Below are 13,765 nucleotides of genomic sequence, written 5' to 3'. Positions count from 1 at the left end.
AAAATTCTCAAAGACGTGGAGCCGCGCGCGCAGGCGCGACTGAGTACAGGGAGTACGACGGCGATCAGGCGACAGGGGAGGCGCGCGGGCTCAGGCTCGGCCAGCGCACCCTGGGGTGCAGCGAAGGTAACAGCGGCGCGTCGAAGGCGATATCCGGCGCGAAGCGTGGCAGGTAGTGGCGGTAGTAGTCCGACGGCAACGCGGCCAGGCCCGCGTGCCCGCAGCAGCAGTCGGCGTGGTGCATGGGGCTGGTCGCGGGGCCAGACTTGAGCGGAGCGAGCAGTTTGTCGATGCCGGACGGCAAGGTGTTCGCGGTGCCGCCGGAGCAGAATCCGCCCCACAGCATCAGGCGCATGTCCGGCGGCTGCATGGCGCGACTCAGCGGCATGGCCAGCAGGTTCAGCAGCAAGGCCAGGCAGGCGATCCAGGGGCTGAGGCGTCGGAACGTGGCCATCACAGCAGTCGCACAAAGGGGGCGGATATTTAGCCGCAGTCTGGCGACGAAGTAAAAGCGCTTCGCCGTGCCATTTTGCCGCATGGGCTCGCGCGCCAGAAAACCGCAGCGTTACTGATAAAGGTCAAGGTGTCCCCACTGGGAACGCGCACCCTTGGGCTATCACTCACCCACTGGCCGCGTGCCGAGGTGCTTTATGTCTGCGTCCGCCCGTTTACTGTTGATCGCCCCCCAAACCATGACGCGCACACCTGCGTTCGAGCGTGCCGCGGCGCTGGCGAAGGCGATGCAATTACCGCTGCATATCGTCGCGTTCGATTACCTGCAGGCCTTGGCCTTTGCCGGGCTGTTCGCTCCCGAGCAGGTTCGCCAGGCGCGCGAAGGCTATCTGCACACCCATCGCCAATGGCTGGCAGCCCAGGCGCAGGCGCTGAGTGAACAGGGCCTGACGGTAACCAGCGAAGTGGTGTGGGTGCAGCATCCCTATGAAGAGATCCTGCATTTCGTCAAAGAGCTGTCGCTGGCGTTGATTATCAAAGACGCCGAGGACGATTCCGGGCTGAAGCGGGTGTTCTTCACCCCGCTGGATTGGCAATTGCTGCGCGATTGCCCGGTGCCGGTGCATTTGGTCACCGGGGATGCGCGACCACGACCTCGCCAAGTCTTGGCAATTGTCGACGTGCTGCGCAGTGAAGAGCAGGACATCGTGTTCAACGACCAGATTGTCGCCGCCGCGCGAAAACTGGCGGTCGAATGTGCGGCCACCCTTGAACTGGTGCATGTGTATGACTGGACAGCCGCCTATGCCATGGACATGGGCGTCGGCGTATTGCCCCTGGCCACCGGGATCTACGAGGCACTGGGTTCGGCGCAGGAGGAGGCGTTCGCGGCGTTGGCCGAACGCCACAGTGTGCCGCCGCAACATCGCCATTTCCTGGAAGGCACCCCCGTACCGCGCATCTGTGAATTCGCCGAGGCCCATCACACCGATGTGATTGTGATGGGCACCGTGCAGCATGGCGGCCTGGACAAACTGCTGGGCACCACCGCCGAATTGCTCTTGCAGCGGGCGCCGTGCAGCGTGTTGGCGATCAAACCGGGCAAAACGTTGTAGCGCAGCGCAGGTGGGTTCAGAACGTCGGTGGACGATGACAACCGGCAACGAGCTGCGTGAGCCCGCACAGATCGTGGACCTCGACATTGCGGCTGTTGATCGTGACGAGCCGCAAGTCGCGCAGGTGGGCGATGCTGCGGCACACGGTTTCCAGGCGCAGACCCAGGTAGGAGCCGATCTCCTCGCGGCGCATCTTCAACACGAAGCGTGTGCCGGAATAACCGCGCGCACTCAGGCGTTGCGACAAGTTCAGCAAAAAAGCGGCCAGACGTTCGTCGGCATTCATGTTGCCCAACAGCATGAGCATGCTGTGGTCGCGCACGATTTCCCGGCTCAACAACCGATTGAGGTTGTGCTGCAGGGAGGGCAGGGTTTGTGCGAGCTTTTCCAACTGCGCGAAGTGCATGGGGCAGACTTCGCTGTCTTCGAGGGCGACGGCACTGCATGCGTGTTCGTCGGCGCTGATGGCGTCCAGGCCCAGCATCTCTCCAGGGATCTGGAAACCGGTAACCTGCTCACGGCCGTCCACTGAAACAATACTGGTCTTGAATGAGCCGATGCGGATCGCGTAAAGCGAGCGCAAGGGGTCGCCGGCGCGGTACAAGGCCGTGCCTTTTTTGACTCTGAAGCGTTGCACGATGAGCTCGTCCAGGCGATCGACTTCCTGGCTGGAGAGGCTGATCGGCAGGCACAGCTCAACGACGCTGCATTGGGAGCAGGCTGACTTGAGGTGCTGAACGCTGATGGGCTGAGTATCCGGCAAGTGGCGTGCCTCCCCAATGATCACCGATCAAGTCTAGGTACTGCGTCATGCCTTGCCAGCCTATTGCTGTCATTCCTGAGATAAACCGACGAGCGGAAAAGAAGTCCGGCCGAATGGATTGAGGAGAAGCTATCGGCGAATTCGCTCGAGTGGCTGGGTTAACTCCTATGCACCCGTCCAGTCAGTTCGGTGGGTTTACTTGATAAAAATCAGCACCTGCGCGAACGAGCACTCGATACTGAGGTTGGCGCTTTGCCGGATACACCTGTTCAACGGCAGAGCGAGCCCACCACACGCACTGCTCAGGTCTTGGTTTGCCGGAGTATGGGATGCTCACGCTTAGTCGAGTTCTGTTGCTTGCATCGACCGACACGGCCCACACACCTGCCTTTTTACGCGCCCATTCGCTGGCCCATGCCACCCATGCCACGTTGCAGATCCTGAGGTTGGAGGGTGTTGACGCGTTCAAGCATGACGTGGGCAGCGCCGCAGATGCGGCGCGGGTCGTTGAATATGTGAACTGCTTCCAAGCCGATCTGGTACTTACCGACTGCCTGTATGTGCCCGCACTGGACCGTGCGTTTCATCGCCCGTTGGATAGCTGGCTGCTGCGCAGGGGTTCGGCGCCGTTGTATCTGGTCACCCAGGCCACGCCACCTAAACCTATGAAGGTGCTGGCGAGTGTCGACCTGTCCCATCTCGAAGACATGACCTGGGGCCTGAACGAACGCATCCTCGAATTGGCCCAGGCCGTGGCGGCGCCATGTGGTGCTGCGTTGCACCTGTGCAATGTCAGCGGTTGGACCGTTCTGGGCGACAGTCCCATGAGCGTACCGACCCGTAGCCTGGACACGCACTTCAAAAAAGCCGTGCGGGACGCCCAGCACGAAGCGCTGGAAGGGCTGACCGAGCGTTACGGCATCGAGCGTGAGCGTCAACATGACCTCAACGGTGTGCCGCACCAGGAGATCACTCGGTTCGCCCGTTGCAATGCTTTCGACACACTGGTACTGGGCGCGGCGGCGCTCGGCACCGACGGTGTGCTGGGCTCCACCGCCGAACGCGTGCTTAACCGTACGCCGTGCAACCTGCTGTTGGTCCAACCGCCGTCACGGTGCCGCTGATCGAGCCTGTAACCGTGCAAAAAAAAAGCCCCTTGGCGAGAGATCGGCAAGGGGCACCGTGGCTAAACCTCAGTTGTTTTTGATCGGCACCACTTTATCGGCCTTCATGGCTTCGGCTTTTTTCGGCAACGAAATGCTCAGCACGCCTTTGCTGAAGCGTGCGTCGATCTTGTCGGCGTCGATCCCTTTGGGCAGGTTGAACGCCCGTTCGAAGGCGCCGTAGTGACGTTCGCTGAGGTGGTAGCCTTGGGTTTTTTCTTCCTTGACCGCCTGCTTTTCACCCCGGATGATCAGGCTGCCGTTGGACAGTTTGATCTCGATGTCCTTCTGATCCATGCCGGGCAGTTCGGCGGTGATTTCGTAGCTTTTGTCTTTCTCGGTGATATCCACGGCAGGCGTGCCGTGACCGATCAGCTCGCGGCGCCAGAACGGTTCGACATCGAACAGCCCGCGCCCAAAGGGGGACGGCATGGGGCTACGGTTGAAGTCGTCGAACAAGTGGTCCACCTGCTGGCGCAGTTTCTCCAGCGGGCGCCAAAGGTCGGCGGACAACGGATGCTGGGTGCCTTTCTTTTCGGTAGTTACCGGCATTTTCTTCGCGGAATTGCTCATTGCGGTACTCCTCTTCGAATGAACGGTAAGCGGCGGGCAACCTGCCCACGGCTTACCAAGACAGAACACAAGCGGCTATAAGCTCAGCGCTCCGGACCACAGCATCCAGCCCGCATACGCAGCGGCCGCCCAGATGATGATCAGCAGCCCGGTTTCGGGGCCGTTGAGCGGTTGGCCTTGGCGCGCTTTCATAGTGCCCAGGTAGATCAACGAACCCGGGGCGTACAGCAACGCGCTGAGCAACATGTACTTGGGCCCGGCCGCGTACAGCAGCCACAGGCAATACAGCGTGGCCACGGCCGCGATGGCCATGTCGCGCAGTTGCAGGGCGCGGTGCCCGGCATAGGTCTGGCCTTGCCAGGCCATCTTCAGGGCATACAGACCACTGAACAGATACGGCAGCAGGATCATCGAGGTGGCCAGGGAAATCAGCGCCAGGTAACTCGCGCTTGAGTAGAGCGTCAGTAGCAGGAACAGCTGGATGCAACCGTTGGTGATCCACAACGCATGGGCTGGCACGCCTTGGTTGTTTTCCACCGCCAGCGCACCCGGCATGACCTTTTCCTTGGCTGGGGTGAAGATCGATTCCGCTGCCAGCAGCGTCCAGGCGAGCAGGGCGCCACCCACCGAAATAATCAAACCGACACTGATCAGCACCGCGCCCCAGGGCCCAGCCGCAGCCTCAAGCACACCGGCCATCGATGGGTTTTTCAGGGTCGCCAACTCAGGCTGCTTCAGAACGCCCAGCGACAGCAGCGACACGGCAATCAACAGAACCAGAGTGATCAGAAACCCCAAGACCGTGGCGCGACCGACATTCGCTCGCTCCGCCGCGCGGGCAGAGAACACGTTGGCCCCCTCAATGCCAATAAACACCCACACCGTGACCAGCATGGTGCTCTTGACTTGGTCGAGGGTACTGCCCAGCGCTGGCGCGCCCCAGAAATCGACACTGAATGTCTCGCGCTGAAAGGCGGCGATCACCAGGCCGATAAACAGCAGCAACGGCACAATCTTGGCCACCGTTGTCAGCGCATTGGCCCGCGCGGCGGTGCGCATGCCGCGCAGGATCATCCAATGCAAGGCCCACAGCACTACCGAGGCGCCAAGGATCGCCGCTTTATTATTGCCTTCGCCGAACAACGGGAAGAAGTAGCTCAGCGCAGCGAACAGAATCACCAGATAACTAACGTTACCGATCCAGGCACTGATCCAGTAGCCCCACGCGGAATTGAAGCTCAGGTATTCACCGCCCAGTGCGCGGGCGTAGGCGAACACGCCATTGTCCAGCGCCGGTTGGCGGTTGGATAACGTCTGGTAGACCAGCGCCAATGACAGCATGCCGATGCCAGTAATCAGCCAACCAATCAGAATCGCCGCGGCCCCGGCACTGGCGGCCATGTTCTGCGGCAAGCTGAATATGCCGCTGCCGATCATTGACCCGACCACCAGAGCGATCAACAGGCTCAGGGATAAGCGCTTTGGCTCGACCTTTTGCAAAGCCCCCGCAAGCGGTTGTGGGGCAGTCGTCGGCGCGATGGGTTGAGTGTCTTGCAGGTGCGTAGCCATGGAAGCCTCCACAAAAACCAACGTTTCTGCAGCCATCGAGGGCGATGGCGCGACTGCTGGCTCTAATGTGTGAGTGAATGACCAGGGCCTGCTTGATATATATCAAGAACAACGCAAACGCAGATTGAGCTACCGCTGTGGACGTGCCTGGGGAAGGGTGTAGATCACTGATCTGTCAGGTTTTTTCATTCGGGGTTTGTTTCATAAAGCCGCCACTCGACCTTGCATCGACGCGCTCGGGTCTATATATTCCGAACCCTGCTGCACCGCGCTACCGCCCGAATGGCGAAACTGGTAGACGCATGGGACTTAAAATCCCCCGCTCGTAAGGGCGTGCCGGTTCGATTCCGGCTTCGGGCACCATCTTACATTCCACTGAGAGCTTTCGAGTTCCGTGGAAGCCTTGAAAAACCTGCCTTCTGGCGGGTTTTTTAGTTTTTGCATTCTGTCGGTTGCTGGTCCGGTTTGCTGAAATCAAGCCGTTTTAGGGGTGATGTTAGGGGTAGTAATTGGTTCGATTAAGGAGAGTACCCTTATGTCGCGCACAACTGCTCCGCTTACTGATTCTGCCTGCCGCTTAGCCAAGCCTAGGGGGCGTCCCTACAAGCTGCTCGACGGTGACGGTCTGTACTTGCTTGTCCAGCCCAATGGCCGTAAAGACTGGCGCCTCAGGTATGTAAAGCCAGATAACCGGGAAGGGCTGACCTCCCTCGGTAGCTAGCCCGTAATTGGACTAGCTGATGCGCGCAGATGGCATAGACCCTGTAGAACACAAACGCAAAGCCAAAACCAAAACCAAAACCGAAGGAGAGCTGACCCGGCTGACGCTTATGTTGTCGTTACGTGTGTTTGTTCGATCCAGTGAATTGCGTTTCTCCCGCCGGTGCGAGTTCGACCTCAAACGCGGGTTGTGGGAGATCCCGGATACGCGACCCGAGCTTCAGGACGTACGCCACTAAACACGGGGAACGAAAATGGCGGGGGACGTAAACTTCGTTCCTTTGTCACCGCAAGTTGTGGCATTGCTTGAGCAGATTCACACCCTTACCGGCACGTTCGACCTGGTTTCTGCGGGCGATGCGAAACCCTGGATGAGATTGCAAGGTGTGTTTAAAAATCCGGGGCGATTCACACAGCCAGTTCGAGCGCCCAACAGCCCACGGTCAATCCTGTTCTCAGCCCAGTTGTTGTCAATGGGGACGGCGCTGTTATCGAGTTAGAAGGACAGTCCTGCCCAGGGTTTTAAGTTACAATCGAACGCCCTGCTGATAGCCCGACCTTCGGGCACAGCGTCACGCTGGGCGATTATCCAGGCATACAACCTATCCATTACCGGCACGGCTTTTTCTTGGCGGACAATAGGCTCGAACGAGCCGGCAACATGGGACTATGTATGCGTTTTCGGTTCGCTCGGCTGGGATCTACAAACTGCAAGATTACTGATCGGAAAAAAGACCAATGCTAGGGAAAGTCAGCAGTAAACGTCTTGTCTGGGTTACGGGCGCACTTTGCGCGGCCCTTCTGTCCGGGTGCGCTACGTCACGCTACGACGGCAGGCACGCACCGGACCCGAGTAAGGCGATCATCATGGGTTCGATTGGTGAGAGCTTTCCGATGATGCAGCCCCATGGGCTGGTGGTTGAAATCGACCAACAGGGAGCACCCGGTACCGCAATACGGTTGACGACGCTGGGCAATGAAGATGATCAGCCATCACCCTCTTTGTTGGGCCATTACTTCATGTATGAAGTGCCGCCTGGCGAGTATGAGTACACGCAGTGGCATTACGTGTATTACTCAGGAAAATCGATGCCGCGCCCTGTGCCTGCGGTTTTCTCGGTGAAGGCCGGGGAAACTCTCTATATCGGCGATCTGCGCGCCGATGCCCTGCGCTTTTGCCTGTCCAACGTGAACAACGCCGAGGACACGGTGCAGGCGCTCAAGCGTAAGTACCCGATGCTCAAGGACCGCAACATCGTGAATCTGACGCCGAAGAGCGGTTTTGCGCCTTGGCCGAGTTCTGATGCCACTGACTTCGGTAAAGGGCTGTGCAAGATCTGAATTCGGTAGCGGTGACAGTCATCCAACCCGACGGCCGTTGATCCAAGTTCAAGGAGTTCCATGCTATGAAGCGCTGTACGCTACTCTGGGTCGGCCTGTTCGCAGCCCTGGCCTCACTGACCGGCTGCATCAGCGGTCCGGACCTCAAAGGTCAACCGTTCTTTACATCACCGGCTGAACCCCGTGCGGATGAGGCCACGGTGTACTTCTATCGCACCTCGGCCAGCATCGGTAGCGGTGTGGCCCCGACCATTGAGGTCGATGGCCGCGCCATCGGCAGCTTGCCTTCCGGTAGTTTTTTCAAGGCCGGTATTCCTGCCGGCAAGCACAGCGTCACCTCCACCTCGCCACCCATCATCAGCGGTATGGTTAACCAGCGTTTCGATATCACCGTCGAAAATGGAAAGGTGTATTACATCGCCGATCAACTTAGCACCTCTGACTACACGGATGGGCAGACCTTGGGTGAAGTCGACGGCCGTCGTTTCAGTGGAACAATGTTTTACTCGCGCTACGCGCTTGTGCCTGGCGAGGAAGCGTTGCGTTCCATCAAGTGGTGCCAGGAGTTGCCGGCACCTGCACCGTAACCACGCGGGACTCATGCCCGGCCTGGCCACCACAAGCCCAGCCATCAACGTTGGGCTAACCCAGGATGAGAGCGAGTAGGCAAACCAGTATGGTTATTGCGGGGTGACGTGAGTAGTCGAAGGGCAGAGCGCGATGAGAAAGCCCTGTGATCCGTTCCAGACTGTCCAGTAATAGTGCTAACGTCTGCGCTGCACTCCTTCGAGACGGCCAGATGAATCATCAAAAATCTGCTAGCGCCACAGCAACCAATGCTGGCGGGCTCAGGGCTGCCCACCCGCCTATTTGGTATTACGGCCCCGAAATACCAATTATCGGAAACAACGGTATGGGTGTTTTTGGCTTCTCTCTTGCGCTACTTCTGCTTTTACCGGGCTACGGACTAGCGATGTACCTTTTTTCAGGGCAGGACGTCATTCATGGTGTGCAGCCTAACCACGGCGAGAGCCTCACGGCGTCATCCTTCATTCTGTTAATACTGGTCAGTGCAGTGTTCATTGGTGCGTTCTTTGCCTGGGTTGTCTCTGAGCCTCAAGTGCAGGCATTCACGTTCGACGAATACAAGCAGCTGCTGACCCTCACCATAACTCGTCGTTGTCGAAGCCCCTTTCAAGTACACGTACCGTTTAGCGAGATCATCTCCATCCGCCCTTATGTGATGACATCGTCTGCTCATGATGGACACTTTCGCGTCGCGTATCGCGGAGCGAAGGGCAAGTTTTTTGAGCATTGTGTAGGGGACGGTACTTCTCTGGAAAATATTGAGTTTCATGGTGCGTGGTTGCGTGGAATGTTAGGAGAGCGAATGTGCGAGTTGATAGATCTCGACAAATGAAAGCAGCCTAAACCAGTCTGATATACCAGCACTACTGGTCGGCCCCATCAGGTTTTCGTTAGTCATACGGCATTCCTTGCCGGGCCATGTCCGGCGGTGGAGTAGATTGATTTGAACTGCCGATCCCTCCAGGTGCCGAAACAGCCACCACCCGAGGACGTAGCGATGACTGAAGAAAAGAACAAAGAGCCCGAGCAGGAAACCCCGGCGCACTCCACCGAGGAAGAGCGCGAACGCTTGAAGGACTTCAACAAGGACGGAATTCCGCCTGGTTCAAGCTGAATATCAAGCCGCGCGCGCTTGGCATTGCTCCGTGCAACACGGGTCATTGGCCCGTGCCAGCGCTGCCATCGGCGGCGGGCCAATGCGACTGCCGCACATGTGCACCTGCTGAGTCTTGGTGAACGGCTTGCCGTCGGCGCCGTGGCTGATGAAGTAGTCGGCCGGGAAGCCATCGGCCTTGTGCGGCTCGGACGGCTTTAGCATCCGCAGGCAGATGTCGACGATCACGTAGGGTGTGCCCTTCAGCATCACGGTGCCCATGGCCAAGCGGTCCTTGGTGGCATAGGCTGGAGATGTCTACGGCGCTGGGGGTAATCCAAATCGCTCCTTGCAGTGCAAGCAAAACCCCACGCTAAGTATCGTGTGTGTTTGGGCAGATACCGTTCTCCAGGGCAATAGCAATTTGGCGTTGATTGAGTATTACGGATTACAGGCATGGAGCCGAATCAAGGAGTGATACAGATTCACTAAGCACGGTCGAGCCCCGAGCTTTTTGTTTCCATTCTCCTGAACTGATAAGATTCAGCCCCCCTCGAATGGACTCGTTTTAATGCGCACATCCCTGATGCCGCTGGCCTTCTTGGCCATTTTCACCAGCATTTCCTTGCCCGCCCACGCTGAAACGCAAAATGACCGAGACATCCATTGCGCGGCCTACTACGAATTGCTTTCAGTAGCGGGTGACCAGCCCGATATAAGCCGCAAGCAGTCCTCAAGAGCCTTCTATGCACTGCTGGTGCATGCTGGCGATACCCCGAAAGCTCAGGATGACGTTGCGCAAAAATTGGTGGACTTGCGCAAAGAGATACCCGGGCCGATGACGCCAGCTGGCACTGCCAAGCTACGTGAAAAATATGACGCCGAATGCAGAGTCCTTCTGAAGGCCGCCTGGTGCGAAGCCTACAAAGATCCGGGTGCTTGTGGTGCGTAATGCCTTGGCGGGTAGCAGCATAGGCACCTGCCATCGAGCCCGGCGAAGTGCTGGGATATTGTTAAAGGTGCCCATCACTCTGTTAGGGTGACACTCACTGATCGCAATGGAAGCTTCAACAATGAATTCATGGACGCCCCTGGCGATCGCCATATTGGCGCTAGTCGGTACTCAGGCAGTGGCTGCAGAAAACGCCAACCCTATCGATAAAGGGCTGATGATTACCACATTCCTACCTACCATCTTGATTGGCGGAATAACTTCGCTGACGACCGAGCCGCCCAAGACATTCAAAGCGGCCAAGACCGATGCCTTAGCCTTCATCGGTTCCGACGGCGAAATACGCGGCGCTCAGTTTGAACAAGCATCCCGGTACTACCGCTCGACGCACAACACGCCACTTATGTCGGACATGCAGCTCGCCCAGGCTATCGCGACTTCATTCTGAAGCTGATCTTCAAACGCGTCGCGGCGCTAGACCTTTGGTTTCCAGGATGAGATTTTCATCTGTTATGCAATGCTCCTCCTTTCTTGTGGTCTCTACCCTGACTCCGCAAAAGGACAGGCTCCATGTCGATACGCGCTACTTTCTGCCTGCTGACCCTTCCGCTGTTCGCAGGCTGCCAGTATTTCCCACACACCGATTACTTCACTGCACCCGAACACGAGTCCAACCCCGCCTGGATACGCATCGTCAACTTCACTCAGCATGCCGATCTGTATCAATACCAAGACGGTAAACGTTCCGGCGGAGTAATTCGCAGTGGGCCGCTTCCGTTCATCCAGACGCGGGATGAGGGGATGCCCAAAGCAGGGCAAAACCTCACGTCGGACTACTACGAAACTCAGATCCGACCAGGCATCGAAACGCACGTTGGAATGCTCTGGGAGGGAGGGCGTACGCAGTCCTGCTACGTCACGGCGAAGTTCACGCCCCAAGCTGGGCGCTTTTACCAGTTCAGGCTGACATCAGGTTCGACGGGCACTTGCACCATGTACCCGTCGCTGATCGAGCGCGACAAGGACGGAGACGGGTGGCATCTCACTCCAAATACACAAGTGACGTACAAGGGCGAAGGGCCGACGGCCAAAACTCATTACAACAACAGCCGCTTTGAGAATCCCGATTACCATCCACCTGCGGATCACTATCCCGGCGTGGATGTTTTATAAGAATATCGACGAGTACAAACTTATGTCTGCCAACACGAACACTGGGAGTCGGTCTTTGGGTGTCCGAAAGTATTGGCTGAACCGCGGCGAACGAGCATCAGAGGATCTGTTCGCATGGTCGGCTTTTGTCGCGCAAACCGAGTTCCTGTGGCAAGACATTGCTTTGGTCCAAGACGCTGTCGCTTGGCAGCGCCTTTGGTTCGAACTGGAGATAATCAACGGGCTTGCGTTGGCGCACTGGGATGAGCAGGGAAGACCCGATGACTGGTCATGCTGCTGGAACAAAAACTATCGACACGAAGCGGCCGCCTTGGCGTCTGAACTGATAGCACTGCTGTGCGTTGCAGATCCATCTGCTCCCTGACTCGCGACTCATCGAGCGACCTCGGAAGGTCTGACCACCCAACCGGCTTCGCAGGCACCTCCAATCGGATGCGCTTGCCCGCCCATGTTGCCGCCATGGTCGGCATCATCAATTGCGCATTTCCGGGTCCCGGTAGAACGCGAACTTGGAGGTGTGACCGATGCCTGGGTTGAAGCAGTTGCATGGGTCCAAGTTCACGTAGTGATTACGCAACGCTGGTTTGGCGTTATACAGATGGCCTACGTTGTGCTCGGCCGGGTATTCGGCGCCCCGGCGATCCAGCAGTTTCCACATTTTATGTTCGATGGCCATGCAGTCGTTCCCCTTTTTCACGATGTAGTCCTGGTGGAAGACATGGCAAAGGAAATGGCCGTAGTAGAGCTTGAGAATGATCGCTTCTTCGATCTCTGCCGGCAGCTGTTCGAACCAGCTACGTTCATTGCGTGGCAGGGCGATGTCCAGCGCCAGAATGTTCTCCACGGATCGGGTATGTACGGCGCGGTAGCGATTGGCTGCACCTGCAGCTGCGAAGCGATGCAGAAAGGCTTTTTCGCCTTCTTCCGGCGTGCACTCGAAGAAACTCCCGCGAGTCTTGGAGAAATAGCCCTTGAGGAAAGCTCGCGCCTCATCTGCGCCCTCGGCGGTTACTTTCAATAGGAGGTGATGCTCATATTTCTTATGGAAGTCCATCATCCGTGCCGGTAGATGACGCGGAAAGAGATGACTGGCCGCTTGCATGATGCGATCCGTCAAATGCGACGGTAGGAAAGGAATGCGATCGAAGAGCGCGTCGAACCGGGCCTTGAGTGCGAACAGCCCCGGCAGTCGCGCCGTACCGAGGTAATGGATCATCAGGAACGTATCCTTGCCGTACTTCTCGGCGATCTCAAAGGCGTCGCGGTGCAGGTATTCACCTGAAATGGGCAGGTGCTTGAACTTGGCCAGTACGGCCCTGCGAACGTCGGTCAGTTCCTCAGTCTTGTTGGTGCCGATGTAAAAGACCTGCGGGTTCTTTTCGATCGGAAAGGTGTCCAGGCGCACAGCGAATACCATGACTTTTCCGGCCGACCCTGACGATTCATAGAGTCGCTGAGGATCTGCATTAAAGCGGGCCGGGGTCGGCTCATCGATCTCACGGACGTGTTCGACATAGGCATGATCGTGGCCGACGCCTGCATCATGAAGAACGTCGTCATCGGAAATTTTCCCCGCATCCAGGCTCGCGAGCACATCCTCCTCTGTTCCCTGGAAGCGGATGCCAAGGTGGTTCACCAAGTGCAGGCTGCCGGCTTCGTCAACACGCGCGAACACCGACATCTGGGTATAGGCCGGCCCGCGCTGCACCAGAGCTCCGCCTGAATTGTTGCAGATGCCACCGAACACCGAAGCGCCGATGCAGCTTGAGCCTATGACCGAATGGGGCTCACGGCCGATGGGCTGAAGCGCGCGTTCAAGCTGGTCTAGCGTCGCGCCGGGCAAGCAGACTACCTGCTTGCCACCCTCGATCAAGTAGATGGTCTTCATGCGCGAGGTGCTGACGATGACGATGTCGCGGTCGTAGTCGTCCCCATCGGGCGTCGAGCCCCCGGTCAGTCCTGTATTGGATGCTTGTGAGATCACGATGACGTTTGCCTCGACGCACGCCTTCAGCACACGCCATTGCTCGACCAGCGATCCGGGCCGTACGACGGCCAATGCCCGGCCTGTACCGAAGCGAAATCCCGTGCGGTAGCGGCGGGTCTTGCTTTCGCCGGTCAAAAGATGCTTCTTCCCGACGATTGCTGCGAGATTGGAAACGAGATGGCTATGATCGCTGCCAGGTTTAACAGAAGCGGCGGGCGCCCATTCGGGAACGGCAGACATAGATGATTCCTTGATTGAGTTCATCGGGCACATGT

The 13,765-nt window shown here is 58.0% G+C and carries 14 protein-coding genes, 1 tRNA gene and 3 pseudogenes; 11 read left to right on the top strand and 7 right to left on the bottom strand.

The window, feature by feature from the left end:
* Nucleotides 1–64 precede the first annotated feature (64 nt).
* Entirely contained in the window at nt 65–454 is a 390-nt protein-coding gene (locus tag ABX75_RS18360; protein ID WP_034097612.1) for a DUF2946 family protein, read from the bottom strand.
* A gap of 196 nt (nt 455–650) precedes the next feature.
* On the opposite strand from ABX75_RS18360, the gene ABX75_RS18355 reads away from it, so the two are divergent.
* Nucleotides 651–1,568, top strand: coding sequence for a universal stress protein (locus ABX75_RS18355; RefSeq protein ID WP_034113567.1), 918 nt, complete (start codon nt 651–653; stop codon nt 1,566–1,568).
* Nucleotides 1,569–1,584: 16 nt separating this feature from the next.
* On the opposite strand, the gene fnr is transcribed toward ABX75_RS18355, so the two are convergent.
* Nucleotides 1,585–2,331: a fumarate/nitrate reduction transcriptional regulator Fnr gene (gene fnr, locus ABX75_RS18350; RefSeq protein ID WP_034114290.1), complete on the bottom strand. Its 747-nt coding sequence runs from the start codon at nt 2,329–2,331 to the stop codon at nt 1,585–1,587.
* Between the two features lie 329 nt (nt 2,332–2,660).
* Between fnr and ABX75_RS18345 the strand changes: the two genes are divergently transcribed.
* Nucleotides 2,661–3,455 carry a universal stress protein gene (locus ABX75_RS18345; protein ID WP_034113569.1) on the top strand — a complete coding sequence of 265 codons (795 nt, stop codon included), beginning with the start codon at nt 2,661–2,663 and terminating at the stop codon, nt 3,453–3,455.
* Between the two features lie 69 nt (nt 3,456–3,524).
* On the opposite strand, the gene ABX75_RS18340 is transcribed toward ABX75_RS18345, so the two are convergent.
* Together ABX75_RS18340 and ABX75_RS18335 are read right to left on the bottom strand one after the other, a co-directional pair.
* Nucleotides 3,525–4,067 carry an Hsp20/alpha crystallin family protein gene (locus ABX75_RS18340; RefSeq protein ID WP_034097617.1) on the bottom strand — a complete coding sequence of 181 codons (543 nt, stop codon included), beginning with the start codon at nt 4,065–4,067 and terminating at the stop codon, nt 3,525–3,527.
* A gap of 75 nt (nt 4,068–4,142) precedes the next feature.
* Nucleotides 4,143–5,636: a basic amino acid/polyamine antiporter gene (locus tag ABX75_RS18335; protein ID WP_034113571.1), complete on the bottom strand. Its 1,494-nt coding sequence runs from the start codon at nt 5,634–5,636 to the stop codon at nt 4,143–4,145.
* A 276-nt stretch (nt 5,637–5,912) separates the two neighbouring features.
* Between ABX75_RS18335 and ABX75_RS18330 the strand changes: the two genes are divergently transcribed.
* Both ABX75_RS18330 and ABX75_RS29750 read left to right on the top strand, forming a co-directional pair.
* Nucleotides 5,913–5,999, top strand: a tRNA-Leu gene (locus tag ABX75_RS18330).
* 172 nt (nt 6,000–6,171) lie between these two features.
* Nucleotides 6,172–6,727, top strand: a pseudogene (locus ABX75_RS29750) (integrase arm-type DNA-binding domain-containing protein); the annotation flags it as partial.
* Between the two features lie 42 nt (nt 6,728–6,769).
* Here the strand turns inward: ABX75_RS29750 and ABX75_RS29090 are convergent.
* Nucleotides 6,770–6,993, bottom strand: a pseudogene (locus tag ABX75_RS29090) (transposase); the annotation flags it as partial.
* A 230-nt stretch (nt 6,994–7,223) separates the two neighbouring features.
* Between ABX75_RS29090 and ABX75_RS18320 the strand changes: the two are divergent.
* The 3 genes from ABX75_RS18320 to ABX75_RS18310 all read left to right on the top strand — a co-directional run bounded on the left by ABX75_RS18320 (nt 7,224) and on the right by ABX75_RS18310 (nt 9,117).
* Complete coding sequence (locus tag ABX75_RS18320) at nt 7,224–7,697, top strand: hypothetical protein (RefSeq protein WP_232925122.1); 474 nt, start codon at nt 7,224–7,226, stop codon at nt 7,695–7,697.
* 65 nt (nt 7,698–7,762) lie between these two features.
* Nucleotides 7,763–8,284 (top strand): DUF2846 domain-containing protein, encoded by a 522-nt coding sequence (locus tag ABX75_RS18315; RefSeq protein WP_034113573.1) that lies wholly within the window; start codon nt 7,763–7,765, stop codon nt 8,282–8,284.
* A gap of 212 nt (nt 8,285–8,496) precedes the next feature.
* A complete protein-coding gene (locus tag ABX75_RS18310) occupies nt 8,497–9,117 on the top strand; it encodes a hypothetical protein (RefSeq protein WP_236238699.1) in 621 nt (206 codons plus the stop codon).
* Between the two features lie 285 nt (nt 9,118–9,402).
* On the opposite strand, the pseudogene ABX75_RS18305 reads toward ABX75_RS18310, so the two are convergent.
* Nucleotides 9,403–9,693: pseudogene (locus ABX75_RS18305) on the bottom strand (DNA cytosine methyltransferase); the annotation flags it as partial.
* 256 nt (nt 9,694–9,949) lie between these two features.
* On the opposite strand from ABX75_RS18305, the gene ABX75_RS18300 reads away from it, so the two are divergent.
* The 4 genes from ABX75_RS18300 (at nt 9,950) to ABX75_RS18285 (ending at nt 11,867) form a co-directional block, all read left to right on the top strand.
* Nucleotides 9,950–10,330: a hypothetical protein gene (locus ABX75_RS18300; protein WP_034097626.1), complete on the top strand. Its 381-nt coding sequence runs from the start codon at nt 9,950–9,952 to the stop codon at nt 10,328–10,330.
* A 121-nt stretch (nt 10,331–10,451) separates the two neighbouring features.
* Entirely contained in the window at nt 10,452–10,778 is a 327-nt protein-coding gene (locus tag ABX75_RS18295) for a DUF2388 domain-containing protein (protein WP_034097627.1), read from the top strand.
* Nucleotides 10,779–10,900: 122 nt separating this feature from the next.
* Nucleotides 10,901–11,503, top strand: a complete 603-nt coding sequence (locus tag ABX75_RS18290) for a hypothetical protein (protein WP_034097629.1) — start codon at nt 10,901–10,903, stop codon at nt 11,501–11,503.
* Between the two features lie 22 nt (nt 11,504–11,525).
* Nucleotides 11,526–11,867: a hypothetical protein gene (locus tag ABX75_RS18285; RefSeq protein ID WP_236238698.1), complete on the top strand. Its 342-nt coding sequence runs from the start codon at nt 11,526–11,528 to the stop codon at nt 11,865–11,867.
* Between the two features lie 108 nt (nt 11,868–11,975).
* Here ABX75_RS18285 and dld read toward each other — a convergent pair whose 3' ends face one another.
* On the bottom strand, nt 11,976–13,730 hold the full coding sequence (gene dld / locus ABX75_RS18280; RefSeq protein ID WP_047882418.1) for a D-lactate dehydrogenase: 1,755 nt from the start codon (nt 13,728–13,730) through the stop codon (nt 11,976–11,978).
* Between the last annotated feature and the right edge of the window lie 35 nt (nt 13,731–13,765).

The sequence above is a fragment of the Pseudomonas sp. ARP3 genome (genome assembly GCF_001029595.1).
GTDB lineage: Bacteria > Pseudomonadota > Gammaproteobacteria > Pseudomonadales > Pseudomonadaceae > Aquipseudomonas > Aquipseudomonas rhodesiae.
The sequence above is the reverse complement of the archived record's forward strand: the minus strand, read 5'-3'. Positions and strand labels throughout refer to the sequence as shown.